19 protein-coding genes are annotated in these 18117 nt (G+C 46.7%); 6 read left to right on the plus strand and 13 right to left on the minus strand.

Features of this window, described 5'->3' with window-relative positions:
• Nucleotides 1-230: 230 nt before the first annotated feature.
• The gene (gene uvrA / locus HYN59_RS16290; protein ID WP_108779292.1) at nt 231-2765 is read left to right on the plus strand and encodes an excinuclease ABC subunit UvrA; all 2535 of its coding nucleotides are present in this window, start codon (nt 231-233) and stop codon (nt 2763-2765) included.
• Between the two features lie 64 nt (nt 2766-2829).
• Here uvrA and HYN59_RS16295 read toward each other — a convergent pair whose 3' ends face one another.
• From HYN59_RS16295 to HYN59_RS16315, 5 genes are all read right to left on the minus strand, one after another.
• Nucleotides 2830-3012, minus strand: a complete 183-nt coding sequence (locus tag HYN59_RS16295) for a DUF3606 domain-containing protein (protein ID WP_108779293.1) — start codon at nt 3010-3012, stop codon at nt 2830-2832.
• A 53-nt stretch (nt 3013-3065) separates the two neighbouring features.
• The gene (locus tag HYN59_RS16300; RefSeq protein ID WP_146185971.1) at nt 3066-3485 is read right to left on the minus strand and encodes a hypothetical protein; all 420 of its coding nucleotides are present in this window, start codon (nt 3483-3485) and stop codon (nt 3066-3068) included.
• Nucleotides 3486-3610: 125 nt separating this feature from the next.
• Nucleotides 3611-4402 (minus strand): SDR family NAD(P)-dependent oxidoreductase, encoded by a 792-nt coding sequence (locus HYN59_RS16305; RefSeq protein WP_108779295.1) that lies wholly within the window; start codon nt 4400-4402, stop codon nt 3611-3613.
• A 16-nt stretch (nt 4403-4418) separates the two neighbouring features.
• On the minus strand, nt 4419-4994 hold the full coding sequence (locus tag HYN59_RS16310; protein ID WP_108779296.1) for a YciE/YciF ferroxidase family protein: 576 nt from the start codon (nt 4992-4994) through the stop codon (nt 4419-4421).
• A gap of 26 nt (nt 4995-5020) precedes the next feature.
• Entirely contained in the window at nt 5021-7174 is a 2154-nt protein-coding gene (locus HYN59_RS16315; protein WP_108779297.1) for a catalase, read from the minus strand.
• A gap of 329 nt (nt 7175-7503) precedes the next feature.
• Between HYN59_RS16315 and HYN59_RS16320 the strand changes: the two genes are divergently transcribed.
• From HYN59_RS16320 to HYN59_RS16335, 4 genes are all read left to right on the plus strand, one after another.
• Nucleotides 7504-7992, plus strand: a complete 489-nt coding sequence (locus HYN59_RS16320; RefSeq protein ID WP_108779298.1) for an ankyrin repeat domain-containing protein — start codon at nt 7504-7506, stop codon at nt 7990-7992.
• Nucleotides 7993-8102: 110 nt separating this feature from the next.
• On the plus strand, nt 8103-8588 hold the full coding sequence (locus HYN59_RS16325) for a CinA family protein (protein ID WP_108779299.1): 486 nt from the start codon (nt 8103-8105) through the stop codon (nt 8586-8588).
• An 8-nt stretch (nt 8589-8596) separates the two neighbouring features.
• A complete protein-coding gene (locus tag HYN59_RS16330; RefSeq protein WP_108779300.1) occupies nt 8597-9151 on the plus strand; it encodes a 2'-5' RNA ligase family protein in 555 nt (184 codons plus the stop codon).
• 30 nt (nt 9152-9181) lie between these two features.
• The gene (locus tag HYN59_RS16335) at nt 9182-9661 is read left to right on the plus strand and encodes a hypothetical protein (protein ID WP_108779301.1); all 480 of its coding nucleotides are present in this window, start codon (nt 9182-9184) and stop codon (nt 9659-9661) included.
• Between the two features lie 61 nt (nt 9662-9722).
• Here the strand turns inward: HYN59_RS16335 and HYN59_RS16340 are convergent, their stop codons facing one another.
• The gene (locus HYN59_RS16340) at nt 9723-10592 is read right to left on the minus strand and encodes a cyanophycinase (RefSeq protein ID WP_108779302.1); all 870 of its coding nucleotides are present in this window, start codon (nt 10590-10592) and stop codon (nt 9723-9725) included.
• A gap of 160 nt (nt 10593-10752) precedes the next feature.
• Between HYN59_RS16340 and cphA the strand changes: the two genes are divergently transcribed.
• Complete coding sequence (cphA, locus tag HYN59_RS16345; protein ID WP_108779303.1) at nt 10753-13389, plus strand: cyanophycin synthetase; 2637 nt, start codon at nt 10753-10755, stop codon at nt 13387-13389.
• Between the two features lie 82 nt (nt 13390-13471).
• Here the strand turns inward: cphA and HYN59_RS16350 are convergent, their stop codons facing one another.
• The 7 genes from HYN59_RS16350 to HYN59_RS16380 form a co-directional block, all read right to left on the minus strand.
• Nucleotides 13472-14032 (minus strand): 3-hydroxyacyl-CoA dehydrogenase NAD-binding domain-containing protein, encoded by a 561-nt coding sequence (locus HYN59_RS16350; RefSeq protein WP_108779304.1) that lies wholly within the window; start codon nt 14030-14032, stop codon nt 13472-13474.
• 159 nt (nt 14033-14191) lie between these two features.
• Entirely contained in the window at nt 14192-14488 is a 297-nt protein-coding gene (locus HYN59_RS16355) for a hypothetical protein (RefSeq protein ID WP_108779305.1), read from the minus strand.
• 356 nt (nt 14489-14844) lie between these two features.
• A complete protein-coding gene (locus tag HYN59_RS16360) occupies nt 14845-15237 on the minus strand; it encodes a hypothetical protein (RefSeq protein WP_108779306.1) in 393 nt (130 codons plus the stop codon).
• A 120-nt stretch (nt 15238-15357) separates the two neighbouring features.
• Nucleotides 15358-16362 carry an SDR family oxidoreductase gene (locus HYN59_RS16365; protein WP_108779307.1) on the minus strand — a complete coding sequence of 335 codons (1005 nt, stop codon included), beginning with the start codon at nt 16360-16362 and terminating at the stop codon, nt 15358-15360.
• Between the two features lie 35 nt (nt 16363-16397).
• Nucleotides 16398-16721: a hypothetical protein gene (locus tag HYN59_RS16370; protein ID WP_108779308.1), complete on the minus strand. Its 324-nt coding sequence runs from the start codon at nt 16719-16721 to the stop codon at nt 16398-16400.
• Between the two features lie 113 nt (nt 16722-16834).
• Complete coding sequence (locus tag HYN59_RS16375; RefSeq protein ID WP_108779309.1) at nt 16835-17284, minus strand: response regulator; 450 nt, start codon at nt 17282-17284, stop codon at nt 16835-16837.
• Nucleotides 17285-17289: 5 nt separating this feature from the next.
• Nucleotides 17290-17850, minus strand: a complete 561-nt coding sequence (locus tag HYN59_RS16380; RefSeq protein ID WP_108779310.1) for a helix-turn-helix domain-containing protein — start codon at nt 17848-17850, stop codon at nt 17290-17292.
• Nucleotides 17851-18117: the final 267 nt, after the last annotated feature.

Here is an 18117-nt window from a genome sequence, read left to right on the forward strand (position 1 = left end):
GGCCTCATCCTGTAAGAGGCTCTGCAATTCAATGGTGGCATATCGTTCTTTTTATTTTAAAAGTACAACATCATTGTTGCTATGATTTGAAAACTATTATAAAATTATCTTAAAGGACATGAGGATGTAAATGATCGGAAAAATTATGCAAAACAGAGATGTTTTATAAGATATAATTAGCAGTAAATTACAAACGCTATCAGTAAATTCGTAACCTTAAACGTCCAGTAATGACCAAAAAAGACAACTCTGCAAAAAATGATTTTACCGGCTTTGTAAAGGTAAAGGGAGCGCGGGAACACAATCTCAAAAATATTGATGTAAGCATTCCACGCGATGCTCTTGTGGTGTTTACGGGCATTTCCGGTTCCGGAAAGTCTTCACTGGCATTTGGAACGCTATACGCTGAGGCACAACGCAGGTACCTTGATTCTGTTTCGCCTTATGCACGGCGTCTTTTTAACCAGATGGCTATACCCGAAGTGGATGAGATCGAGGGATTGCCGCCGGCTGTAGCCCTGCAGCAGCAGCGTGGCTCGGTTAGTACCCGCTCGTCGGTAGGAAGCGTGACAACGATCTCCAACCTGCTCCGTATGCTTTACTCGAGGGCCGGTGATTATCCTAAAGGGCAATCCATTATATATGCCGAGGCTTTTTCACCTAACACGCCCGAAGGCGCATGCCCCGTTTGCCATGGGCTCGGAAATGTTTATGAAGTTACCGAGGAATCTATGGTTCCCGATGATTCGCTTACCATTCGCGAGCGTGCAGTTGCCGCATGGCCATTGGCGTGGCAGGGACAAAACCAGCGCGACATACTCACCACGCTGGGATACGATGTAGATATACCCTGGCGGGAGTTGCCTAAAGAAACCCGCGACTGGATACTCTTTACCGATGAACAACCTGTAGTTCCGGTTTATGCTAACCGTCCTCCCGTAGAAGTACGTAATGCACTCAGGAGAAAATTAACCCCTGACTATATGGGGACGTTTACCGGGGCAAAGCGTTATGTAATGCACACCTTTGCAAACACCCAAAGCGCCCTGATGAAAAAAAGGGTCGCACAATATATGATCAGCAGCGTTTGCCCGGAATGCCATGGCAAGCGGTTGAGGAAGGCATCGCTGTCGGTTAAATTTGCAGGCTATGATATTGCAGAGATGAGCCGGCTCTCCTTAGAGGAAATTGCCGGTATTTTCAGCTCCTATGTAACACCGCTCGCAGAGCAGCTTTCAAAATCCGGTAAAGAGCATCCGGAGAAAACCATTGTGGCTTTCCGCATAGCAGAAGATCTTATAGCAAGGCTTAATGTCATTTTAGATCTGGGGCTGGGTTATCTCACCCTTGAAAGAAGCACCCCCACCCTATCGCCCGGAGAACTTCAGCGATTGCGCCTTGCCACCCAGGTGCGGTCTAACCTTTTTGGCGTGGTCTATGTTCTCGACGAACCTTCGGCCGGGCTTCACCCTGCTGATACTGAAGCGCTGCTCAGGGCGCTTGACCGCCTGAAGCAATCCGGCAATTCACTGTTTGTAGTCGAACATGAAATTGATGTAATACGCCATGCCGACTGGATTGTTGATGTAGGCCCCGCCGCCGGCGAACTTGGGGGGCAGGTGTTGTATAGCGGCCCGCCGCAAGGCCTCAGGGATATTGAAGCTTCAATTACTAAACATTACATTTTTGACCGAAAAGCCAAAGCTTCACCCCGGGAGAATAACCCGAAAGGCTGGCTTAAACTCGAAGGTGTCACAAGAAACAACCTGAATGATCTTTCCATTGCATTTCCTCTTGGCGTATTCACAAGTGTTACAGGAGTGTCGGGTTCCGGAAAAAGCAGCCTTGTGAGTCAGGTGCTTGTGGAATTGGTTGGGGAATATCTAGGATCCCCTGTAGCTGAAGCAAAAGAAGAAGCTGAAGACCCGCTGGAGCAAAATGCCCCATCAATTCTGGAAGGAAAAATTATTGAGGGAATGGATCTGATAAAGCGGCTTGTAGTGGTCGACCAAAAACCCATAGGAAGGACACCGAGATCCAATCTTGCAACCTATACCGGGCTGTTTGACAACATCAGGAAACTGTTTGCCTCTACTAAGTTAGCAAAATCGAGAAGGTATGATGCCGGAAGGTTCTCCTTTAATGTTGCCAAAGGACGATGCCCACACTGCCAGGGTGAAGGTTTTGTGATGGTAGAACTGCTTTTCCTGCCAAGCGTATATTCCCCGTGCCCTACCTGCGACGGTACACGCTATAACAAACAAACCCTTGAGGTAACATATAATGACCTGAATATTGCAGAGGTTCTTAACCTGACCGTCGACCAGGCATACGAATTCTTTAATGGCGATAAGGCGGTAGCACACGCGCTGGATACGATACGGCAGGTTGGCCTTGGCTACCTGCGGTTAGGCCAGCCGGCTACCGAACTTTCAGGCGGCGAAGCACAGCGCATCAAACTTGCTACAGAACTGCAAAGGCAGCAGCATGGAAATACGCTTTATATATTAGATGAGCCGACTACCGGGCTGCATCCCTCTGATGTTGAAAAGCTGTTAGTGCAGCTCAAAGGATTAGTGACTGCAGGAAATACGGTAATTGTGGTTGAGCACGACATGGATGTTATTGCCGAAAGTGACTGGGTTATCGATATAGGCCCCGGCGCGGGCAGCAAGGGAGGTACTATAGTAGCCGCAGGAACTCCTGTACATGTAGCAAAAAGCAAGACAAGCCGGACAGCGCCCTACCTGGCAGCACACCTGTAATACTACAAAACAAGGCATACTTATCAAAAGAAAAAGGATCGTATTTGAACGATCTTTTAACTTTCTATTGCTCCCTGAGGTAAGCTTCGACCTTATCAGGGTTATTGCTTCCGGAGGACTTTATAGCATCTAATAGCTCCTGTTTGCTTACTCCGAATTTCTCCGACCAATAGCGCACCTCATAATCTTCTGATGTATTGATGCGATTACGGTCAGGGCTGCCTGTTTTTGATTTGTCGTCACTCATAGTGTTTTAATTTATTATTTTACATTAATTATAGCTGTACTGTTATGGCGGTATCAATCCGCTGTCAGCCATTTTTTCCGGCCTTCCAGGGTAACGCGCCTGTACTTATCGGTATCAATGAGCATGCGGGTATTATCTCCAATTATGATCACATCCTCCGACCCTTTCATCAGTCTCGCGAACAGGTCTATCAGCGAGTTATCGGGAAGGCTGAAGTCGATTTTCATTGTCGTATAATATTTCAATACGACACTGGTAAATAAATGCAGCTTGCTTACTTCCTCGTTTGATTTCTGAACTTTTTCATCAGGATTATCAAGTCCGGCCTGGTAAAGTTTTGCTTCTCCCGCCTGAAGGGAATCTATAACCTTGTTGTAAATTTCTTCACGGCGTTTCTTTGTCCGGCTGTATGGCGGCAGTTTTATCTTATCCGGCAGGTACAGCCACAAATAATACAATTTTCCATCTTTCATAATATTCATTTTAAACATTAAGCCCGGTTCCGAAGAGCGCCCATCAGCGAAAAAATGCCAGCTTTACAGTAGTAATAGCTTATTTATTCCATTATCGCTACCCCGGATGGTAATGAGGACAGGCGCTATTTAGCCGGTTCCTGCTGCTTTTTGGTCTGCTCTGCCAAAACCGGGTCGGGCAATATATTGCTCATAGCCACCTGCATCTTGTTTTTAAATCCTGAAACAACTTTGTCTTTTCCGGCCATCAGGGCTTCGTAACCGTCTTTGGCAACATCTGCAGGGTCTGCCATGTCATCTTCATCCTGAATAGCTTTGCTGTCCAGCATATCTGCCTTCGCAAAGAATCCTGTATCGGTAACGCCCGGCAATAAAGCGGTGATGGTAATGTCTGTATCTTTAAGCTCCGAACGTATGCCTTCGGTAAAAGAAAGTACAAATGCCTTTGTACCATGATAAACCGACTGCCATGGCCCTGGCACCGTACTGGCTATAGAGGCAAGGTTTAGTATCCTGCCGCTGTTCCTGGCTATCATTTCTTTTACGAAGTGTTTTGTCAGGATGATCGTAGACGCGATATTAAGGTCTACTATTGCCAGTTCACGCTCTACATCCGTATCCTTAAAGAGGCCGTATACCCCCTGCCCTGCGTTATTCACAAGTACATCAACCTGTATGCCCCTGGAGCTTACCTCATCGCAAAGTGCAAAGGCTTCGTCGCGGTTAAAGAGGTCCTTCGCGATCGCGACAACCTCAACGCCCTGCTGCCTGAATTCTTTAACTTTACTCTCCAGTTCGTCTGCATGGCGCGCCACAATCACGAGGTTATAGCCGTCGCGGGCAAAAAGTTTAGCAAGCTCATAGCCGATTCCACTTGTAGCGCCTGTGATAAGGGCGAAATTTTTATTTTCTGACATAATGTTAACTTTTATATTATAACGATTCGCTCAATGTGTTATCGGCAGCTTTAAGGTTGATAGTGCTGCAGGCCGCATCGCTGAGTACCATATCGGCCTCTTTCTCTTCGGCAAGCGTTTGCATCAGCAGCTGTACCGCATCATTTTCGCCGAGCGCTTTCGCAAATGCACATAATGTGCCGTAGGTAGCAATCTCGTAATGCTCGATCTTTTGCGAAGCGGCAATGATACCCGCATCGCGCACAGGCCCCGGGGCAGTCTCCTCAAGGATATTGTCACCTTCTTTTACAAGGCCGGCCATCGCCTCGCACTTTTTACCTTCGGCAGTTTCTCCCAGCAGTCCGAAAATGGCATCAAGGCGTTCCACCTGTATCTTTGTTATCTCAAGGTGCTCTGTAATGGCCGATGCCAGCATTGGCGATGTAGCATTGGCAATCATTTTCGGTAGAGCTTTTATAAGCGCATTTTCCGCCCAGTAAATGTCTTTAAGGGAGTCGAGGAACAGTCCCCTCATGTCTGTAGCAGCGTCGCCCGCAGGTTCCACCATTGCGTTGTTCTGCGTTTGTGCAGCTTTTCCTTTAGTATCTTTCATATTTATATCTTTTTTAATTCGTTTATCTATAGTTGCGCTTCGCGTGCCCAAACCCTGTGGCCGGCCATAGCGGAAATGAAATTGGCTGTGATATCATTTTCCATATCTTCATCCATAATGATACCTTCGTCCTCATTGGTAAGCTTCGATGCGAATGCCGCGCCTGACAGAAGCTCAATGCTGTTTCCATGCACTCCTATTACTTTGCAGTGCCTGTAAGCATCGCTGATGAAATCCATGGCATCCGGATTTTGCGAAAGTTCGTTCAGGTCCATCCCACCGGGAATATATACCGCATCAAACAGCACCGAAGAACTGGTAAGGAAACTGAAGTCAACGGGTATAGCGCCGCCCTGGTTCGTTTGTACATGCCCGAGGTAAGGCGCGATAACACATCCCTTTGCACTTTCCCTTATCAGTGCTGACTTCATGGCCAGCACAGCGTTCTCGTCTACGCCATCGGCACATACAATAGCCACTTTTCGCGATGCTATGGTAGGCTTTACAGTCGGGTTATTGATCATGCTTAGCGCCTGCGATGCCTCTACCGAAGATGGCACCAGCTTAGGTTCCTGCTCCAGCCCCCTGCGCTCCGGCGATACGCCATAGTTCATTGGCTGCTCCGGTTTTGCCGGGACGGTTAGCCTTAATCCGGCAGCTACTTTTTCGGCAAGGCCGGCATCTATTTGTGCTACAATACCTATCATGCGTACCCTTATAGCCGTGGTCTCGACTTTACCCAACTCAAAGCGGAATGCCCTTACAATGTGGTCTTTTTCCACCTCCGTCTGGCTGTTAAAGAAAAGCCTGGCCTGGCCGAAATGATCGGAAAAGCTCTCGCTCCTCTGGCGCACCTTATGCGCATCTATACGCTCGTTATAGCTTACAAAACCGCCCTGGTCTATCCTTGCCTGGACCGGGCAGTCGCCGCCAAGTGAATTTGGCGAATAGCTTACCCTTCCTATATTGATTTCCTGGCGCATAAAGCCATCGCGCTGGTTGTTGTGCACCGGTGCTATGCTGCGGTTGATAGGAATTTCATGGAAGTTGGGGCCGCCAAGGCGCAGCAGTTGCGTATCGGTATAGGAGAAGAGCCTGCCCTGCAACAATGGGTCATTCGTAAAGTCGATGCCCGGTACTACATGCCCGGGATGGAAAGCCACCTGTTCGGTCTCGGCAAAGAAATTGTCAGGGTTCCTGTTCAGCACCATCTTACCTACTATAGTAACCGGAACAAGTTCTTCAGGAATTATCTTGGTAGGGTCCAGAAGGTCAAATTCATATTTTTGCTCATCAGCTTCGTCAACGATCTGCATGCCCAATTCCCATTCAGGGAAATTACCCATTTCTATTGCTTCCCACAGGTCCCTCCTGTGAAAATCAGGGTCCTTTCCGGAAATCTTTTGCGCTTCATCCCATACTACGGCATGAGTGCCCAATTTCGGCTTCCAGTGGAATTTCACAAAAAACGACTCATTTTGTGCATTAACAAGACGGAAAGTATGTACGCCAAAACCCTCCATCATGCGGTAGCTGCGCGGAATAGCCCTGTCAGACATCAGCCACATGATCATGTGTGCCGATTCCGGCATCAGCGAAATGAAGTCCCAAAAGGTATCGTGTGCCGATGCAGCCTGCGGAATTTCGTTGTGCGGCTCGGGCTTCACAGCGTGAACCAGGTCCGGGAACTTCGTGGCATCCTGTATAAAGAATACAGGTATATTGTTTCCAACAAGGTCATAAATACCTTCCTGCGTATAAAACTTAACCGAGAAGCCACGAACGTCGCGGGCAAGGTCGGTAGAGCCACGGAAACCGGCTACGGTTGAGAAACGGGCGAACACCGGTGTGCGTTGTCCCGCTTCCTGCAAAAAGCCCGCCCTTGTGAATTGCGGAATAGGGTTTGTTACCTCAAAATAACCGTGCGCTCCGGAACCGCGTGCATGCACGATACGCTCAGGAATACGCTCATGGTCGAAATGGGTGATCTTTTCCCTTAATATAAAATCTTCAAGTAGCGAGGGGCCCCGGTCTCCCGCTTTGAGGGAATTATTATCGTCATTTATCCTCACCCCCTGGTTGGTTGTAAGGAACTTGTTTGTCGAATCGGATTTGTTAGTGGATAAGTCCCGCTGCTTTGCTTCCTGGTCGACATGATAAGGTTTGTTGTTTTGCTTCATTGCACTCCTTTTTTTGACATTTGTTATAAATGTGAAGTTCACCCTTTTTTAGGCCCCGGCATGTCAAAGTTGTGCTAAAACAATTTACATAATTATGTCAGGCTGTTTTCATGTAAACTTTAGGCCGCGCATTCGTAACTAGTTAATAATCATTGCTTTAAACTTATAAATTAATAACACAGACTTTCAGTCATTGTAATAGCATGTAAGATCATGTAAAAAACTTTAATTAAAATTTATAAGTATTTGAAAAACAGGCGATGTATCTTGTATAATGAAATATTGAACCGTGAAACTATAAACCAACAGAATTCAAAACACTAATAACGATGGATGAAATAACACAGGCATTGTTCGCCGCCTCACGCCAGGGAAACGTCCCTGTGCTTAACGAGATCTTTGCTATAAAAGACAATGTAAATGTATATGATGAAAAAGGCTTTACGCCGCTGATACTTGCTGCCTATAACAACCATCCGGAAGCTGTAGAGGCTTTGCTTGGCGCAGGAGCCGATATTAATGCAGCCGATAACAGCGGCAATACGGCGCTGATGGGCTGTGCTTTTAAAGGCTATGGTTACATTGCACAGCTATTGCTGAGGCACGGGGCAAGCCATGACCAGCAAAATGGCAATGGCGGAACGGCACTGATGTTTGCTGCTATGTTCGGGCGTAATGATATCGTAGACTTACTGCTTGAAGCCGGGGCAAATAAAGACATGAAAGATATGCGGGGGATGACTGCCATAGACCTTGCCGCACAGCAAGGCAATATAAGGGCAGTGGAACTCCTGGAGAATAATGTAAAGCACCTGTAACAGTTATGTTGAATTACCAGGTGAGGACAATCATGTAAGATATTTGAAATTTCGTGTAAGCATCGCACAGAATGACACGTTAAATTTGAAAAAAGCTGAATACTTAAATTATGCCATCTAAAATTGTAAACCGCTGCAGCGCGGCAATCGCTGCCAAAGGCTGGAACATTGCTTTCACGGAAAGTGCCACTGCCGGGCGCATGTGCTCGGAATTTGCATTGACGGGAGAATCCGGTAAGATATTGAGGGGCGGGATTTCCTGCTATGAAGTTTTTGTGAAGGAGCAGATATTAAAAGTGCCCCACAAGCTGATCGAGGATCATACGCCGGAGTCCGCAGAAGTAACGGCTTCGCTTGCCCGCCAGTCGGCAAGGCTATTTAATTCGAAGGTTACAGTGGCTGTAACGGGCCTTACAACGACCGGTGGCAGCGAAACACCTGAAAAACCTGTGGGAACAATGTTCCTCAGCATCATAACCCCATTAGGGACAATTGATGACCGGACGGTATTTAAGGGTGACCCGGAGTCAATCATCCTCCAGACAATTGACCGGGCCGCAGAACTTATTGTCAAGAATATTGAAAATAAGATATAAGCTGATGTATGGGCAGTAAAAGGATCTATAACCAGGCAGCGCTGTTTGGGCCGCTTTATGCCTACCTTGTAGTGCTCTCGCCACCGCCTGGGGTTATAGATGCTATTGCCGCTATAAAGCAGGAGATGAACAGTATCGTGGATATTGGCGAACGCAACCTTCATTCAAAGGCGCATATTACCCTTTTTGACCGGCTAACCGATGATGCAGGCCTTGCGGAAACCGTGAAAACCCTTATAAGTACCGATGCTGCTTTCAATGTGACGATAGCTGGATGGGGAACGTTCGACCACGGCCATAGCGTAACAGTGTACCTGAAGATCGCTAATCCTGAACGTATCGTTGCATTGGCAGAAAAGCTTAAATCGAAGGCATCAACGCCGCACATCAGCCTGGCAAAGAAATTGCCTTATGCTACCTTTGAAAAGCTGCAACCCTTCCTCCAGAACTTAAATTTTACTGCAGTGTGGAAATGCGATGAGGTACTCGTATTAAGAAAATTAATGTCTGAAAAGCACCTGGGCTTTAAAGAGTCATTCTATATTCCCTTGCGGACACAATAGCAGGAAACCATTATTAAAAATAATCAGCCTATGAAAGCAATCGAAAAAATTGTCATAGCAGGTATCGTCGGCACCACCTTTATGACGCTCTACAGCTATTTTAAAGCAAAAAAGGAAAACGAGGAGTATGTTGAGCCGGTGATGCTGAATAAGCTTATCGACAAGTCGCCCAACCTGCCATCGGCACGGAACGAGGACTCTCATCCTGCAGGATGGGGGCTCCATTATGGTACCGGGGTAGTGTTTGTGGCTGCGTACTGGCTATTCTGGAAAAAAGTATTGCTGAATCCCACACCCGGAAGGGTTTTGGTTACCGGGATCATCAGCGGGGCGGCAGGTATCCTGGTGTGGAAACTCCTGTTCTCGCAGCACAGCAACCCGCCGCACAATGACCGCAAGGGATATTACAGGCAGTTGATGTATGCACATATTATTTTTTCCCTGTTTTCATTACTCACATACAAGGCGTTAAGCCTGAAAGAAGAAACAACTGCTGCCGTAATTCAGTAATTACGGCATAGCGGTTACCAATAAAAAATAGCAGCGGGAAACTATACCGCTGCTATTTTTTTTACCCGTTATTCTGGTGATCTATCTTTAGCTTGTGCTTTTTCAGGTCGTACCTGTCATATTTGCTCATTACATGTACCGTAATGTTTTCTATGGAGATCGCCTCGCCATCGTCGATATTATTAAAATTAGAGTCGGCTATGCCACGGCCGTCGACCAATATGGTCATTCCCGGCCCTATGGCTTCCATTACATTTCCGCTAATAAGGAGCGCTGTATTTTCCTCAAGGCCTATTCCCAGTAACCTCGGATTGGCAACCACTGCCTGGAACAGCCGGCCTATCCTGCCCCGCTTTACAAAATGCGTATCGATTATAACATCACTTATCAGTGCGAGACCGCTGGTGATCCTTACTTTGCCTTTGTATAATGCATCTTCGCTGGTTCCCTGGAATACCATATTATTTGAGGCCGCAGCAGCCCCCGCAGAGCTCCCTGCATAAATAAAATTGCTGTCGGTATTATATTTCTCCAAAAGGAGTTCCAGGAACGGCGTACCTCCCAGCAGCGATGTGAGGCGCATCTGGTCGCCTCCGGTCACCATTACTACATCTGCCTCCTTCAGCCGCTTCAGCAAGCCTGCATCACGCGCCTCCTCCCTTTCGTTAATATCTATCACGCCGGTATTTGTAACGCCCAGCCGGCCAAAGGCCTGGACATAATCTTTCCCGATCGACTTTTCGGTAGATGCCGTCGACAGGATTTCTATTCGCGATTTTTCTTTTTTTGCCGACTCGTCCACAATACGTTTTAAAATGCCATTCTCATTATAGATCTCTACATTGGCATCACTATCGAAAGTGTAATTTTTTTTGCTGTCATCACCTTTGTTTTCTGCACCTCCAATGATAATGAGTTTACCTTTTCCCATTTTTTTTAGTTTAATGTTTCTGATATCTTAAAATTACCATCCATTTATTAACAATTGTCTAAATACTATAATAAAGTTTTGCCAAAGTCTTTTGTACCGTATGTTTTCCTCAGTTACTTTGTTTCATACAACAAATTACTACACAATTCCATTAAAAACGATGAAAATCATAAAGACACAGGTACTCCGCGGCCCTAACGTGTGGAGCGGATACCGCAAAAAACTGATCCAGATGCGGCTTGACCTTGAAGAAATGGAAGATTATCCTACCAACCGCATCGATGGCTTCAGGGAAAGGCTACAGCAACTGCTGCCATCCTTAATTGAGCACGAATGTTCCGAAGGGCACAGGGGCGGGTTCTTTTACAGGGTAGAGCTTGGCACCTGGATGGGCCATGTGATCGAGCACATTGCACTGGAGCTGCAAAACCTCGCCGGCATGCAAACCGGATATGGCAGGACACGATCTACACGCGAAAATGGCGTGTACAATGTAGTATTCTCATATGAGCATGAAGAAGCGGGGCTATATGCTGCAAAAGCTGCTGTAAGGCTCGCAGAGGCGCTGATAGCCGGAAACCCTTACAACCTTGAAACTGATATTGAAGCGCTTCGTGAGATATGCGCCGATAACTGCCTGGGACCAAGCACTGGCAACATTGTAGCCGAAGCGGTAAAAAGAAATATCCCGTGGATGAGGCTCGGCAACGATTCGCTTATACAACTGGGTTACGGAGCACACCAGAAACGGTTCCAGGCCACGATGACCTGCAATACGAGCATACTGGCGGTAGACCTGGCAGGCAACAAAGCCCGCACTAAAGAACTGCTTGCTGCCGCAGCCCTGCCTGTACCGGCAGGCAGTGTTTGCCGTGAGAGGGAATATCTGGAAGAAACGGTTGCAGACGTTGGCTTTCCTGTTGTGATTAAGCCTTTGGACGGTAACCAGGGAAAAGGCGCGACCATAAATATAACCAATATGGAAGATGCTTATACGGCTTTTGATATCGCTAAAGAGTACAGCCGCAGGGTTATTGTGGAAAAATACATTGAGGGCCACGACTTCCGTATGCTGGTTGTAGACGGTAAATTTATAGCTGCGGCCAAGAGGATGCCTGCACACGTTGAGGGCAACGGCTTTGATACGATCAATACCCTTATCAATGAAGCTAATTCGGACAGCCGCCGCGGCGTGGGGCATGAGAATGTAATGACAAAGATCTATATCAATGACGATACCCACATGATGCTGATAAAGCAGGGCTACACGCTTGACGCTATTCCTGCACCGGGAACGATAGTGTACCTGAAATCGACAGCCAACCTAAGTACCGGAGGGTCTTCGGAAGATGTGACCAATAATGTGTGCGAAGAAAACATTATACTTGCCGAGCGCGTAGCTGCTATCATCGGGCTGGATATCTGCGGCATCGATGTGATGGCAAAAGACCTTTCACTGCCAATTGCCGAAACAAATGGCGCTATAATAGAAGTGAATGCAGCCCCGGGCTTCCGCATGCACCTGGCGCCATCTGTTGGAGAACCGCGCAATGTAGCTGCCCCGGTTATAGACATGCTATTTCCTGACGGCCGGCCAAAGCGCATACCGATAATCGGCATTACAGGCACTAACGGCAAAACCACCACAACGAGGCTTACCGCCCATATTACGCAGAGCTGCGGGCTGAAAACGGGATTTACCACTACTGATGGCATTTATATTAATAAGAAGCTGGTGATGGAAGGCGATACCACGGGGCCTGTCAGCGGTAAATTCGTATTGCAGGATCCCGGTGTTGAATTTGCAGTGCTCGAAACCGCACGAGGCGGAATACTGCGGTCGGGGCTTTGCTACGATGAATGCGACATTGCTATTGTGACCAACATAAACGAAGACCACCTGGGCCTTAACGACATCCATACCCTGGACGACCTCGCAAGGGTTAAGGCAGTCGTGCCGCAAACTGTAAAAAGGGACGGATGGGCCATACTGAATGCCGAAGACCGATACTGCAGGAAAATAGCAAGGGACTTGGATTGTAATGTTGCCTGGTTCGCACTGGATGCGGAAAACCCAATCGTAAAGGAAATGATAGAAGAAGGCCGGGTAGTTGCTTATCCCGACAATGGCTTTATTACGGTAATAAAGCAGGGAGAAGCCATACGGATCGCCTCCCTCAGCAATGTGCCCCTTACCCAAAATGGCGAATTGCCGTTTATGGTTGCCAATACCCTTGCGGCATCACTGGCAACGTATTTGTACGGCTTTACCGTTACACAAATAGCCGATGCACTACAGACATTTGTCCCTGGTTTCGAACTTACTCCGGGACGAATGAACCTTTTTGAGCTGCGGAGCTTTAAAGTACTGGTAGATTATGCACATAACCCACACGGTTACAATGCGATAAAAAACCACATTAAAAATACGCCCGCCCGCCGGAAGATAGGCATTATTTCAGGTGTTGGCGACAGGCGTGATGAAGACATCCGGGAATGTGCCATGATTGCAGGCGAGATGTTTGACCATGTAATCATCCGGCAGGAAAGCGACCTGCGCGGCAGCACGGCCGATAAGCTCGAAAGGCTCATTGCCGAAGGCCTTAAAGAATCTAACAGCGCTATCACTTATGATATCATTTCAAATGAATCAGATGCACTGAAACATGCGATGGACATTGCCGAGGAAGGCGATTTCATAACGGCGCTTACCGAAGATATAAAAACTGTTGTAAAGATCATTAAAGCACGAATAGAGGACGAATCGCGACATGACAGGTTCGTACAGTCTGCATAAGATAACGAATATATACCAAGATAAATAAGCCGGCAATTGCCGGCTTATTCATTACAAAACACTAATAACCAATTATTGACTTCTATTCTGCTACATTTATCGGTAGTACCTTCAGGCCGATTTCTTCTGCAAATGAAACAAAGCTGTAAAAGGCATCCCGGTCGGTTTGCGGAAAAATTGTGATCTCTACCTCATCATCCCGCTCTGATTTACTATCCTTAAACCGCATGGCTAAAAACCGGCTAGGCCCGGCGCTATCCCCCGCAAGATCGCCACTGTCCGAAAAGGAAGCAGTTGCAAATATGGTTTTAACAGGCGCCGCATTTTCTAATTGTGTGTAAAAGCTGCTGTTTGTTGGCAATTCTTCAGAAATAGCAACAATTGCAAGCCCGGCATTTTCCAGGGCCTCACCCATTAATCCGGTACACGATATGTTACCGGATGCCTTATCAATATCAAACTCGCGCGCGCCATAGTCCTGCATGTATTGTACGCCTGCCCGCCGCAATCTTTCCCTGACAATATCAACGGGCTCACCAGCCATGGCACCTACCTTCACGCGCATACCGTAAAAAGCTGCACGAAAAGCAATCCTGGTTGCCAGGTCACCTTCGCTAAATACCGCAATATTTTTGATTTCCATACCGGCTTTTTTATAGTTTATGACATGGTTTTTAACCCGTTGGACATTAAACAGTTGTTAATGAAATTAACATAGCATATCCGAAGCATTCCGTATCTTTGCGAAACACTTTGGATATGCCGATATTTCAATCGTAAACTAAACTTTCGTTTAGCTTATCTAAGGATTGCTCCGGGGCGTTGTAGTGCTGTTCCCTGTGCCGCTGCCCGTAGTATTGCGGTTCCTGTCCTTGTCCATACCGGTGCCTTGCGTACGGGTATCAGTATCTTTTTTCTTATTCACCTTAGAGCGTTTTTTTCCGGTTGCAGAACTGTCCTGAGTAGTGCTCTTGCTGTTGGTCCGGGTACTGTTTCGGTCCGTCTGGGTGCGCGTGCGATTATTGCTTGTAGTATCGGTCTGTGCAGAGGCGATCCCGAATGCCAGCACAGCCATCAGTGTTAAAGCTGCTTTTTTCATATGATAATTTTTTAATGGATTTCTGTAGTTTCTTTATCAAATGTACACAATGAAACAGGGCATCACATTACACTATTTCACCCTGATATTGCATCGTAAGACTTTAACAGATAGTGCTTTTTATCGGGAACCGCTGTACACCAGCCACCATGGTTTTAGTTAACTTTAAACGAAGCTGCCGAAGCGTATCCCTGCGTCATGTTTACACACTCATGACAATCGAGTTTGGAAAAAAGGAATCTTTTAGTCATAAAAAAAGCCGGGGACATGGAGTGCCCCGGCTATGCCTGATATTATACTATCCCGTCCGTATTCCCCTAACCATGAAAACATGAAAGTGAACGGGATCTATAGGATCAGGGTTTTGATGTCTGGCCTCCTGATGTCTGGCCTCCTGCTGTCTGAACTCCGGGGGTTTGTCCGGAATTCTGATTTCCGGAATTCTGGCTTCCTGAAGAACCTGAAGTGGTATTGCCCTGGCCGTTGGACGTTCCGCTTTGCGGGTTGTTGGTGTCTCCGTTAGCCCTTTGCGTTCCGGTAGAAGTGCTGTCATAAGGTAATCCTGTTCCGCCATCTGCACCAACCCCCTGTGCTGCCCCGGGTTCTCCGGTAGGGGCTTGTGTCTCGTCATAACTGTTCCCTGCGTCGGCACCGCTTTCCGAACCGCTTGTTTTATCTTTACAGGATACCAGGCTGAAGGCCGCAAAAATGGCAACAGCCAGGAATGATTTTACATTTAATTTTTTCATGATATTGTAGTTTAATATTATTCCAAAGTTCCCTATTTAATGACCGGGAATATTACATGATCCTACAATATTGTTTCATGATTTCAAACGGTTTACATAAAATTACGCGGAGAAAAGCCTTTACGGATTTCCTGATCCACCGCTTGCGCCATAGATCTGCCCGTTGGAATAGCTGGCATCATTGGCGGCCAGCTGTACGTATATTGAGGCCAGCTCGACTGGCTGCCCTGGCCTGCCCAGAGGTGTCTGCCCGCCAAAAGACTGGAGTTTTTCGGGGGTAGCGCCGCCGCTTACCTGTAGCGGTGTCCATATCGGCCCCGGAGCCACGCCATTTACCCTTATGCCTTTTGGCCCCAACTGCTTAGCCAGCGACTTAATGTAATTGGTAGTCGCCGCCTTGGTCTGCGCGTAGTCATACAGGTCACCGCTGGGATCATAGGCCTGCTCCGAACTTGTCCCAATGATGGATGCGCCGGGTTTTAAATGGGGCAAAGCTGCCTTAATGATCCAAAAGGGCGCATATATATTGGTTTTCATTGTAGCGTCAAAATCTTCGGTAGTTATATCAAGTATCGATTTCTGTGTTTGCTGCCTGGCTGCATTATTCACAACTATATCAAGCCCTCCCAGCCCTTTTACGGCCTCCTCGACCAGTTTCGTGCAAAATGCTTCATCCCGAAGGTCTCCGGGTATAGCTATCGCTTTCCTGCCTTCGGCCTTTATAAGCCTGATCACTTCCCGGGCATCTTCTTCCTCGGTCGGATAGTAATTAATGGCAACATCGGCTCCTTCGCGGGCATAGGCTATCGCCGCAGCCCTGCCCATGCCGGAATCGCCGCCTGTAATCAATGCTTTGCGCCCCTTAAGCCTGCCGGATCCCTTATAGCTTTTCTCGCCATGGTCGGGCTGCGGTTCCATTTTTGAGGCCAGTCCCGGCCAGGGTTGCCGCTGGTTTTTGAAAGGCGGACGGGGGTATTTTGTGGTAGGATCCTCCTGTGGGTCCGGCCCTGCGTACAAATCGTTTCTTAATTCGCCGGCGATAGCCGATGGCATTGCTGCCGTAGCAATAATAGCCCCCATACCTGTAATTGCCGACCGGCGGCTGATGACGTTTTTATCTTTCATATTTTATAGTTTAGTAGTTAAATATCTATAAGCAATTATTTAAAGCTGTACATGCAATAATCTATCGCTACAACCTGATAATTTTGTGAGGCTTCAATAATTTCAGGTGAGCAGCCATAGGATATGATCTCTCTTATCTTTTCTGTGATATCTCGCGTATCGCTACCGTCGATCTCAAAAAGGATATAAGTTGAAAACTCGCCTGCAGGGCTTATTGTCCCTACATCTGCATTATCCAGCACAAGAAAGGTATTTTCGTCCAGCGCGCTGTCTAAAGCTGTAAGAAGTGCAATGCCATTCTGCGGAAGTGCAATATCCCTGGATCCGGGGATTTTTATAAGGCAGTTTTTAGCGTCCATTGTAATTTTTTATATAAAATAACCCAATAAACAAGAATGAAGCCTTACACATTTTTGCACGCCGATTACATCATTAGCCAAAAAAAGCTGCTTGTCAGCAGCTTTTAGTTATTTTATGACCGGTAATGCATTATAAAATTTTCCTTGTCCAGCCCGTCGGTTATATATTGCCAGTTGATATAAATCGTTTCCGAGAGTATCTTGCGGAGCTCCTCATGGTCATCCGGCTTCTTTATAAATACATTCGCCCCAAGAATGAAAGCTTCTTCGGCTAATGTGGGTATATTGAACGATGTGTAAATAGCAATCGTTATTTCCCTCAGCCTCGGGTTCCTCTTGATCTCCTTAAGGCATTCTATACCCGATTTGCCGGGCATAGCAAGGTCGAGGAATATAATGTCGGGGATCTTTTCGGCAGTATTCAGGTAATTCATTAGTGCGATCCCGTCTTCACATACGTCAAGGGTATGGCTAAGGCGCAACTTATCGAAGACGTTTTTAAAGAAAAGGCGGTCATCCTGGTCGTCTTCTGCTAAAACTAGGTGTAATTTATCAGGATACATAATATTTAATTTAGGCTTGAAAGATAATTCCTTTTGTGCATGATCACTTTGTGGAAAGCAGTCGGTGTAAGGCCCGTTATCTTCTTAAACTGGTTTGAAAGGTGGGCAACGCTGCTGTAATGGAGCGCATAAGCAATCTCTGTAAGCGACATATTCTCATTGGTAAGCAGCTTTTTTGCGCGCTCAATTTTGTGGATTATGATAAAGCTCTCGAGGGATATGCAGCAAACCTCCGAAAAAGCCTGCGATATCGACCGGTAGTTTGCCCCTACTTTTTCAGAAAGATAACTTGATATCTTGTGTACAGGCAGGTCTTTTGAATTCAGCATTTCAATAATGGCATCTTTCGTCCTTTGTACCATCATGCCTTTCTTATCGTCAACAATCTCAATCCCGTAATAATTCAGACGGTCGATAAGCATGTTGTATACTTCCCTTTCGGTATTATGCCCAAGGACTATGTTGCCCGACCCGGCAATGGTATAATCCAGGCCAAGCTGCTCGAGCTGTTCCTGCAATACTACGCGGCAGGTTTTTTCAAGGTTATATTTCAGGTATAAGTTCATGGTTGGTGTGGTTTTCGATAAAAGTACGGTAAAATTACAGAGGCTAACTTCACAATTAAGAGTAATTTAGCATTTACCACAAAAAATACCCCATCCTGTAAAGGTGAGGTATGTTGGAAAAAAAGCATGAGTTGGACTATTTACAATAGTGCATATTTGTAAGACCAAACAATATAGGAAGCTATGAGTAACTGTAAATAGCCCGGCTTTTATACTTACAAAGTTCTTTATTAATCTGCATTATGCCTTACACAGTTTTACGATACA

Source organism: Flavobacterium album, from assembly GCF_003096035.1.
GTDB classification, from domain to species: domain Bacteria; phylum Bacteroidota; class Bacteroidia; order Flavobacteriales; family Flavobacteriaceae; genus Flavobacterium; species Flavobacterium album.